Below are 7,353 nucleotides of genomic sequence, written 5' to 3'. Positions count from 1 at the left end.
ACATACTGTACAAACAAATTTCTTCATAATCTAAACTCCTCCTAATTTCCACATTATTTTATTATGAATTTATTTTCAATAATTTACTTTTTAAATTATTTTAAATCCTCTTGATGTTTATTATTATATAATAATAATTATCCATTGTAAATATTAAAAATTATTTTTTTTATTTTTTTAAAAAAACTTTTTATAATTATTATTTTAATGATAAATCATCTAATATATTGATAATTTATCATTAATACAGTTTTCAATAGAAGAACTCCTCACAGGAAAAATCCAATGAGGAGTTCTTAGTATATAATAATTCCAATTTATTTTTACTATTAATTTAAATTCTATTTTATTCCCAATGCTGCTTCAACATCAGAAATAATAGTATCTATAGCCATTATTCCACTTCCACCAACATACCAAGCTTGTGGATTAACATATACTATGTGCCCATCTTTATAAGCCTTTGTTGTCTTCATTAATTCATTTTCCACAGCTTCTTTCACAGATGCTTGAGTTCCAGTTATTGCACCTCTATCTAAAACAAATAAGTAATCTGGATTCTTTTCTTTTAAATATTCGAATGAAATATTTTGTCCATGATTTGAAGCCTCTATTTGTGTATCGGCTGGAGTAAATCCAAACTTACTATAAACCATATCATATCTTGAACCTGTACCATATACAGATAATGAACCTTCATTGAACATTGTCATTAAAGCTGTTGAATTATTTTCTTTAACTTTAGCACTTACCGCTTCTAATCTCTTATTTATATTTCCTAATTCAGTTGTAACGCCTTCTTCTTTAGCAAATACTTTTCCTAATACTTTAGCATTGTTCTCTGCTGAAGCAAATATGTCACTGTTAGCTGTACCTAAGTATAATACTGGAGCAATTTTCTTTAAGTCTTCATAATAAGACTCTTGTCTTCCCTCTATTATAATTAAGTCTGGTGCAACTTCATTGATTTTTTCTAAATCAAATTCTTTTAATGAACCTAAATCTACATATTTATCATCTTTATATTTATCTAAGTATGCTGGAAGAGAACCTTTTGGTAATGCCACTGGTTCAACCTCTAACTTAGTCATTATATCTAATGAACCATAGTCTAAAACTACAACATTTTTAGGATTAACAGGTACTTCTACTTCGCCCTTTTGATCTGTAACAACTACTGTTTTCTTTTCTTCTTTTGCTGAATCTTTAGTTGATTTATCTCCTGAAGTACAACCTACTACTCCTACTAATAATAACATAACCATACTTAATATGGCTGCAAGTCTCTTTTTCATTACATTTACCTCCGTTTTTTGTTTTATATAAATTTTATTTTATACTGTAATTTTTTTAGAAATATATACATATCTTTTGATTATTTACTTCTCTAATATTGAAATTCATATCATAAAGACAACTTAAACTATCTTCTGTTATCATTTCTTCTGTTATAGTATGATTTACTAATTTTCCATCCTTTAATGCTACTATTGTATCTGAATAACAGGATGCAAAATTTATATCATGAATAACTATTATTATAGTTTTTCCTAAATCATTAACCATTTCTCTTAAAAGCTTCATCATTTCAGCTGAATGCTTCATATCTAAATTATTTAGTGGTTCATCTAAAAGTATATAGTCTGTATCTTGAGCAATTATCATTGCAATATACGCTCTTTGTCTTTGCCCACCACTTAATTCATCAAGATACTTATCTTGAATATCTATAAGTTTCATATAATTTAAAGCTTCATCAACAAGCCTTTCATCATCTTCTTTTAATTTGCCTTCACAATACGGGAATCTTCCGAATGAAACAAGTTCTCTAATTGTCAGTCTTATATTTAAATTATTACTTTGCTTTAATATTGATAATTTTTTTGATAACTCTTTAGAGTCCCACGATTTTATTTCTTTACCATCTATAATAACTTCTCCTGAATCAGACTCCATAAGTCTTGATATTATAGACAAAATAGTACTTTTACCTGCACCATTTGGTCCTATAAAGGAAGTTATTTTTCCTTCCTCTATTTTAAAAGAAACATCTTCTAGAACTTTTTTATTTCCATAACTCTTGTTAATATTTCTTACTTCTATCATAGCTTACTCTCCCTTAATAATAGATTTATAAAATAAATTCCACCAATAAAATTTATTATTATACTTATAGTCGTATTGAAATTAAATACTCTCTCAACAAAGAATTGACCACCAACTAAAGCTATTATACTTATAAGTGTTCCAACTATAAGAAGAACTGAATGTTTGTAAGTTTTAGTTATCTCATAAGTTAAATTAACAACTATTATTCCTAAAAATGTTATTGGACCAACTAATGCTGTTGATAGTGAAACTAGTATAGCAACAAATACTAATATCTTTTTGCTAAATTTATCATAATCAATACCTAAGTTTATAGCTTGCTCTCTACCTAACGACATTACATCTAGCTTATTAAAATCTTTATATAAAGTAATTGCCATTATTACTAATATCACAACTGAAATAAATATTATTTTTGTATTTACTAAACTAAATGAAGCAAATAGTTTCGTTTGAAGTGCATCAAATTCATTCGGATCAATTAATACCTGCATAAAAGATGATAAACTTCTAAATAATGTCCCAACAACAGTTCCTACTAGCAATAAAAAGAATATATTATTTCTTCCACTTTTAAGAACTACTTTAAATAATATCATTGCTAAAATTACCATTAAGGTGCCTGAAGCTAAAAAGTTTACTGTTTTATTAACCATGAATACTGATGTAGATCCAAATACAAAAATTACTACAGTTTGTACTAAATTATATAAAGCATCTAAGCCTATAATACTTGGCGTTATAATTCTATTATTGGTTATTGTTTGAAATAATAACGATGCTACTGAAATAGTTCCTCCAGCTATTAAAATGCCTAATACCTTTGGAATTCTAAGAGATAGATTAAATCTATAATTTCTTGCATTTAACCCCCACACTACAAATAATATTAAAAAGGTTATTGCAATTATTGACATTATAATTATTTGTTTTTTATTATTTTTCATTATTTATTCCTCCTAAATATTAAATAAAGGAATATTACAGCTCCAATAACTCCTACAGTTAAATCTATAGGTACTTCATATGGTGCAATTATTAATCTACTTATAATGTCACAAGCTAATACAAAACTTCCTCCTAGTAAAGCAACAATCGGCATATTAGTTTTAAGATTGTCCCCTTTCCATATAGAAACTATATTGGGTATTATCAATCCTACAAAAGGTATACTACCTACCGTTATTACAACTAATGATGAAATTAAAGCAACTATTATAACTCCAATATTAGTAACTCTTTTATAATTTAGTCCAAGACTTACTGACATCTCTTCTCCCATACCTGCTAAGGTAAATTTATGTACGTAGGAAAAAGCTATTATCATCAATGGTATGCTTAAATATAATATTTCATAGTTCCCTTTTAATACCGTTGAAAAATTTCCTTGTAAAAAAGCTCCCATACTTTGTGTTAAGTTATACTTATAAGCAAAGAAATCTGTTATTGAGCCTATTACATTCCCCAGCATAATACCAACAAGTGGAATAAAAATTACATTCTTTATCTTTATCTTCTTTAATATAGTCATAAACATAAAAGTTCCTACTACCGAAAATATAAAAGACAAGATCATCTTTTGAAATATATTAGCAGATGAAAATATTATTATAGAAAATAAAACTCCAAGCTTAGCTGAATCAACTGTTGCTGCTGTTGTTGGTGAAATAAATTTATTATTACTAATTTGTTGCATTATTACACCGCTTATACTCATACCCACGCCTGCAACTAATATACTAATCAAACGAGGTAATCTACTTATCATAAGAACCTCTATTTCTTCAGTCCCCATGTTAATTATATTTATATCCGATACTCCAATAAATATAGATACTACCGATAGAATAAATGTAATAATCAATAATGATTTTTTAGTCATCTTCTCACTCCCATCATTTGATAATATATATCAATTGATTTTTATTATAGTTGATATAGATTATCATTGTCAATATACTTTTGGATAATTTATCTATACTTTTATAAATTACGTAACATTTCTTATATTTAAGTGAAGAGGATATTATTATTAAATAAAGAAATGTAAACATTTCTTTACCTATAGGAGAAGCTTTTTACAATATAAAATGCGGCATGAGTTATATTTAATATAAATCTCATACCGCATAACTTTTCCTATTATCTATTTATAAAGATTACGTTTAGAAAAAATTTATTCAAATTAATTTATTGGTATATCATTTTTGTTCTTTATTTTATCAATTAGTTTATATGGTAATAATAAAATATTATCTAGGTGCTTGTCCTCTATTTTTTTAGCTATGGCAATTACAACTTCTGCTAATACTATTGCTGCTATTCCATCTAAAATAAAATGCTGCTTTATAAATAATGTTGATAGAATTATCAGTACACCTACTAATTGTGTATAGTAAAACCATGCCTTGTTATCATTTTTCATTGTATATCTCATAACTATATAGGTATTTAATACATGTATAGATGGAAAACAATTAAATGGTCTGTCATTTTCATAAATAATATTAACCAATTTATTTGATATGCTACTATTTATTATTGTTGGCCTTACTATCTCAACAGGAAATAAATAATAAACTAAATAACATACGCACATACCTATATATACTGTAAATAAAGCTCTTATATATTTTCTACGATCTTTTAATAAAATAAATATTAGTCCTATAAAAATATAAATATACCAATATATATAAGGGAAAATAAACATTGAGATAAATGGTATCTGTTTATCTAATGTTAAGCTAAAATCTTTTCCATCTTTTGCAATTGAGCCAGCTATAACATAGTTTATATTCATTAATGGAAATAATGCAAACCATATTAAATCTAGCCATTTCAATTCATTTAAATTATACTTTAATATAATTTTTTTAGATAATTCCTTCATTTTCTACCCCTCCCCATTAGTTTACTGCCTTAATATAAAATATGTTATTAAATTTAATTTTATCTCTTACTTCCTATTTTACAATAATTAACTTATATTGTGCATTTTATAAAGTAATATTAAGAATTTTATAAGATTTCAAGCCAAAATAAAAAACTCCATTGGAGTTTCTTTAGTTAACTTATTTTTATTAAGTTATATTTTTAATATTTCTTCTACTTTTTTCATGTCTATATTACTTTGTAATATTTTAGAAAGCTCATCAAATTGCTTCATTTTATATTGCTTATAACTTAATTTATCTTGATCTATATCTTCAATTTTATTTACTTTTAATAAATATTTTATAAATATATTAACAAATTTGCTATCATCAAATATTCCATGAATATAAGTTCCGAAAACTGTAGACTCCTCATTTGTAGTACCTGCTATTTCACCATTATTTAATTTAATAAATGGAATTGCATTTTCATCCAAATTACTAATTCCATTATGAATTTCATAACCAGCTACTTTTATATCATTAAATTCTGGAATTTTATTGGAAATTATTTTTCCTTTCGACTGTTTCGTTATTTTATCCCTATTAAATATTGTTTTTATATTTAAAAATCCAAACCCATTTTCAAATGTTTCTTTTCCTTCTATCCCAAGCTTATCCTCGATAAGATTTCCTAACATCTGATAACCACCACATATTCCAAAAATTAATGTTCCCTTGTTTTTCAAATTTACTATTTCGTTAAAAATACCATTTTTCTTTATTTCTCTTAAATCCTCTATAGTATTTTTACTTCCTGGTATAATCAATAAATGGGGATTACCTATATCTCTTCTATTATCTACATATCGTATCGATACTCCATTTAATCTTGCTAAAGCATTGAAATCCGTAAAATTTGACATGTATGGAAGTTTGATAACTACTATATCAAGTTTTTTTATATCCCTATTGTTTAACCTTTCTGTTACGCTATCTTCATCTTCTATATCTAATTGAAAATATGGCATAACACCTAGTACTGGTATTTTTATAATATCTTCTAATTGCCTCATGGCTGGCTTAAATAAATCTATTTTCCCTCTAAATTTATTTATAATTACACCTTTAACACGCCTTCTATCTTCTTCATCTAAAAGCATTATAGTTCCTACCACTGATGCAAATACTCCACCTCTATCTATATCAGCAACTAATATTACAGGTGAATCACTATCTCTAGCCATTGACATATTCGCAATATCGCTATCCTTTAAGTTTATCTCCGCACAACTTCCAGATCCTTCAAGTACAATTACGTCATATTCTTTAGAAATCTTATAAAAGGTTTCTTTAACTATTTCTTTTAATTCCTTATTTAATTCCTTATATTTATATGATTCAATATTACATTTTACTTTCCCATTAACTATAACCTGAGTCGTCATATTTCCACTTGGTTTTAAAAGTACTGGATTCATCCATGCCTCTGGCTCTATTTCACAAGCTTCTGCTTGAACAACTTGTGCCCTTCCCATTTCTAAACCATCTTTTGTTACATATGAGTTTAATGAAATATTTAAAGCTTTAAAAGGAGCAACTTTTAAAGCTTTATTTTTAAAATACCTACAAAATGCTGCTGCTAATGTACTTTTTCCAACTGATGAAGCTGTACCCAATAACATTACACTTTTACTCATTAATAACACCTGCTATATCTAAAAAACCATGAGTTTCATTTGTAATTATTCCATTTTCTTTAAATCTTATTGGATATTTAAATAATGGTCCATCAAACACAAAGGTATGATACTCTCCATTTTCGCCACATGCATCTGAACCTGTTTTTATTATATCCTTAACTAATTTATGAGTTAATTCTTTTCCTAGAAAGTCAGTTGATAATGCATCTAATCTAACATTTTTAATAACGGTTTTAAAACCAGTATCTATGAACTCATAAGTTAATTTTTCCCTATCTTCAAGCCACAATGGGAATATTGCTTCCATTTCAACTTCATTACATCTATCTGTACACCATGTTCTATGTGCATCTAAATCTATATCGCCAAATACACAACCTTCTGCTCCTAATTCATTTTTAGCTTTATATAGTGCTTTTTTAAAAGCCTCTGCATAGTCCTCGCCCTCACAGTTCACTAGTAAAAGAGGAATATCAAGTGATTTTGACACCTCATTTAATAAATCATTTGGTACTCCATGAAACCATGACCTTAAAACTTTTTTATCTACTGTAATGAGTAAGGCAACTGGCTTATTACCTTTTCTTATCATTCTATACAAGGATAATGTGCTATCTTTTCCACAACTATATGACATAACAAATTTTTTCTTCATTATAAACTCC

The 7,353-nt window shown here is 26.7% G+C and carries 7 protein-coding genes; all 7 read right to left on the bottom strand.

Annotated features, from left to right (window positions below):
* Positions 1–341: 341 nt before the first annotated feature.
* The 7 genes from AAT22_RS07250 to AAT22_RS07220 all read right to left on the bottom strand — a co-directional run bounded on the left by AAT22_RS07250 (position 342) and on the right by AAT22_RS07220 (position 7,343).
* Positions 342–1,295 (bottom strand): ABC transporter substrate-binding protein, encoded by a 954-nt coding sequence (locus AAT22_RS07250; RefSeq protein WP_047000735.1) that lies wholly within the window; start codon positions 1,293–1,295, stop codon positions 342–344.
* Positions 1,296–1,350: 55 nt separating this feature from the next.
* On the bottom strand, positions 1,351–2,106 hold the full coding sequence (locus tag AAT22_RS07245) for an ATP-binding cassette domain-containing protein (RefSeq protein WP_047000734.1): 756 nt from the start codon (positions 2,104–2,106) through the stop codon (positions 1,351–1,353).
* Positions 2,103–3,056: an iron chelate uptake ABC transporter family permease subunit gene (locus AAT22_RS07240; protein WP_047000733.1), complete on the bottom strand. Its 954-nt coding sequence runs from the start codon at positions 3,054–3,056 to the stop codon at positions 2,103–2,105. Before AAT22_RS07240 ends, AAT22_RS07245 begins: the two co-directional genes overlap by 4 nt.
* Positions 3,056–3,991: an iron chelate uptake ABC transporter family permease subunit gene (locus AAT22_RS07235; protein WP_047000732.1), complete on the bottom strand. Its 936-nt coding sequence runs from the start codon at positions 3,989–3,991 to the stop codon at positions 3,056–3,058. The genes AAT22_RS07240 and AAT22_RS07235 overlap by 1 nt, the downstream gene beginning before the upstream one ends.
* Positions 3,992–4,294: 303 nt before the next feature.
* Positions 4,295–5,002 (bottom strand): phosphatase PAP2 family protein, encoded by a 708-nt coding sequence (locus tag AAT22_RS07230; RefSeq protein WP_047000731.1) that lies wholly within the window; start codon positions 5,000–5,002, stop codon positions 4,295–4,297.
* 195 nt (positions 5,003–5,197) lie between these two features.
* Positions 5,198–6,685 carry a cobyric acid synthase gene (locus tag AAT22_RS07225; RefSeq protein WP_047000730.1) on the bottom strand — a complete coding sequence of 496 codons (1,488 nt, stop codon included), beginning with the start codon at positions 6,683–6,685 and terminating at the stop codon, positions 5,198–5,200.
* On the bottom strand, positions 6,678–7,343 hold the full coding sequence (locus AAT22_RS07220; protein WP_047000729.1) for a diphthine--ammonia ligase: 666 nt from the start codon (positions 7,341–7,343) through the stop codon (positions 6,678–6,680). The genes AAT22_RS07225 and AAT22_RS07220 overlap by 8 nt, the downstream gene beginning before the upstream one ends.
* Positions 7,344–7,353: the final 10 nt, after the last annotated feature.

Origin of the sequence: Clostridium sp. C8 (assembly GCF_001010885.1) — a bacterium.
Lineage (GTDB): Bacteria > Bacillota > Clostridia > Clostridiales > Clostridiaceae > Clostridium > Clostridium sartagoforme.
This window is presented reverse-complemented; position numbering and strand designations above follow the sequence as displayed.

Excerpts from the sequence above, each read along its gene's own strand:
- AAT22_RS07250 (WP_047000735.1), bottom strand. The coding sequence starts at position 1,295 with ATGAAAAAGAGACTTGCAGCCATATTAAGTATGGTTATGTTATTATTA.
- AAT22_RS07245 (WP_047000734.1), bottom strand. The coding sequence starts at position 2,106 with ATGATAGAAGTAAGAAATATTAACAAGAGTTATGGAAATAAAAAAGTT.
- AAT22_RS07240 (WP_047000733.1), bottom strand. The coding sequence starts at position 3,056 with ATGAAAAATAATAAAAAACAAATAATTATAATGTCAATAATTGCAATA.
- AAT22_RS07235 (WP_047000732.1), bottom strand. The coding sequence starts at position 3,991 with ATGACTAAAAAATCATTATTGATTATTACATTTATTCTATCGGTAGTA.
- AAT22_RS07230 (WP_047000731.1), bottom strand. The coding sequence starts at position 5,002 with ATGAAGGAATTATCTAAAAAAATTATATTAAAGTATAATTTAAATGAA.
- AAT22_RS07225 (WP_047000730.1), bottom strand. The coding sequence starts at position 6,685 with ATGAGTAAAAGTGTAATGTTATTGGGTACAGCTTCATCAGTTGGAAAA.
- AAT22_RS07220 (WP_047000729.1), bottom strand. The coding sequence starts at position 7,343 with ATGAAGAAAAAATTTGTTATGTCATATAGTTGTGGAAAAGATAGCACA.